A 1886-nucleotide genomic window follows, 5' to 3' on the forward strand; every position below is an offset into this window, starting at 1 on the left:
ATCCGCACCTGAAGTGCTTAACCTTGCTAGTAAAAGTAACTCGTAGGCTCATTATGCAAAAGGCACGCCGTCACACTTGCGCGCTCCGACCGCTTGTAAGCGTATGGTTTCAGGATCTTTTTCACTCCCTTATTCAGGGTTCTTTTCACCTTTCCCTCACGGTACTGGTTCACTATCGGTCTCTCAGGAGTATTTAGCCTTAACGGATGGTCCCGCCTAATTCATACAGGGTTACACGTGCCCCGCACTACTCAGGATACTACTAAATTAATGCGCTTTACTTATACCAGGCTATCACTGTCTATGGCTTAGCTTTCCAACTAATTCTAATTCATTACAAATCTTATATCGTAGTCCTACAACCCCTGTTATGCCGTAACATAACAGGTTTGGGCTAATCCGCGTTCGCTCGCCACTACTTACGGAATCACTTTTGTTTTCTTCTCCTCCGGGTACTTAGATGTTTCAGTTCTCCGGGTTCGCCTCCTCGAAAGGATGACATATCTTCAATATGCCGGGTTGCCCCATTCGGATATCTGCGGATCAGCCTGTATGTGCCAGTCCCCGCAGCTTTTCGCAGCTTATCACGTCCTTCTTCGCCTCTGAGAGCCTAGGCATTCCCCATACGCCCTTAATTAGCTTATGCGTCTTGCTTTAACTTGCTCTTTTAGTTTTTTGATAAATATAATAATATATCTATCACTCTTTTTTTTATTCATTACTTGTCTATCTCTAGATCAAGCAATGCTCGTATTTTAAATCAATATGTCAATGAACTTTATAATCTCTAACTTAATTAGAGATCTCACTAGGTCAAACTATAACTTAATTAGATGTATTCCTATTGAGTTTTCCACTTACATGGAAATTTGGTGGAGAATATCGGAGTCGAACCGATGACCTCCTGCGTGCAAGGCAGGCGCTCTAGCCAGCTGAGCTAATCCCCCATTATGAAATCCTAAATGTCGAATTCAGAATCCCGAATGATGAAGTAATGAATTCTCAACTTCTAAAATTTCCTTTCAATATAATAATATGAACGTATTCAATCGTAGTCTCAGGCAGACTCGAACTGCCGACCTCTACATTATCAGTGTAGCGCTCTAACCAGCTGAGCTATGAGACTGTCTCATAGTTATAGCTTGATGGTTATTCTTGTCAATAATAACAAACATCAACAAACTAAAAACTAACTATTAATTAACAGCTAAAAACTAAAAACAATTTAAAAATAAATTCCTATGTATCGTCTTTCTCTAGAAAGGAGGTGTTCCAGCCGCACCTTCCGGTACGGCTACCTTGTTACGACTTAGCCCCAGTTACCAGTTTTACCCTAGGCCGCTCCTTACGGTGACGGACTTCAGGTACTCCCAGCTTCCATGGCTTGACGGGCGGTGTGTACAAGGCCCGGGAACGTATTCACCGGATCATGGCTGATATCCGATTACTAGCGATTCCAGCTTCACGGAGTCGAGTTGCAGACTCCGATCCGAACTGTGATAGGCTTTATAGATTCGCTCGTGGTCACCCACTGGCTGCTCTCTGTACCTACCATTGTAGCACGTGTGTGGCCCAGGACGTAAGGGCCGTGATGATTTGACGTCATCCCCACCTTCCTCGCGGTTTGCACCGGCAGTCTTGTTAGAGTTCCCACCATTACGTGCTGGCAACTAACAACAGGGGTTGCGCTCGTTATAGGACTTAACCTGACACCTCACGGCACGAGCTGACGACAACCATGCAGCACCTTGTAAATTGCCCGAAGGAAAAACTATCTCTAGTCCTGTCAATCTACATTTAAGCCCTGGTAAGGTTCCTCGCGTATCATCGAATTAAACCACATGCTCCACCGCTTGTGCGGGCCCCCGTCAATTCCTTTGAGTTTC

The 1886-nt window shown here is 44.6% G+C and carries 2 tRNA genes and 2 rRNA genes (1 of these 4 cut by a window edge); all 4 read right to left on the reverse strand.

What is annotated here, in order from left to right:
• Positions 1–646: ribosomal RNA gene (locus tag N456_RS08740) — 23S ribosomal RNA — on the reverse strand; it reaches 2172 nt to the left of the window's first position.
• A gap of 224 nt (positions 647–870) precedes the next feature.
• Positions 871–947: transfer RNA gene (locus tag N456_RS08745), tRNA-Ala, on the reverse strand.
• Between the two features lie 105 nt (positions 948–1052).
• Positions 1053–1126, reverse strand: a tRNA-Ile gene (locus N456_RS08750).
• A gap of 134 nt (positions 1127–1260) precedes the next feature.
• Positions 1261–1886 (reverse strand): 16S ribosomal RNA (locus N456_RS08755); the annotation flags it as partial.

This window comes from Aquimarina longa SW024 (genome assembly GCF_001401755.1).
GTDB classification, from domain to species: Bacteria; Bacteroidota; Bacteroidia; order Flavobacteriales; family Flavobacteriaceae; genus Aquimarina; species Aquimarina longa.